A 298-nucleotide genomic window follows, 5' to 3' on the forward strand; every position below is an offset into this window, starting at 1 on the left:
GTGCAGATTGATTCACGGCGCTTGCATTAGTGCCCGTACCACCCGTGGGGACCCATTGCGCTTGCACGTCTGCTGTAGGGCGCTGCGCCACGATGTTAATCTGACCTAGGTTACCGCTTAGGCCGGTGCCATCTTCGAGCGTCACGTAGATATCGTCAATTGCGGTAAAGCATCCAGAGCGTTGGAATCCTATAAGGAACAGCCCCGTAGTATCAGTCGTTTGTGTAAACTGGTAGGTGAACTTTGAACCGACTTGAACACCATCCACGTATATGTACACGTCGAACTGGTTTGTGGC

The 298-nt window shown here is 52.3% G+C and carries 1 protein-coding gene; it reads right to left on the bottom strand.

The genetic code is table 11. The annotated features are described in order from the left end of the window. Positions 1-298, bottom strand: a 298-nt coding sequence (locus AC1RPQ_RS07795; protein ID WP_481762231.1) for a hypothetical protein, incomplete at both ends; no start/stop codon positions are given.

The organism is Dellaglioa sp. CoH-57-MRSF-21, from assembly GCF_056781915.1.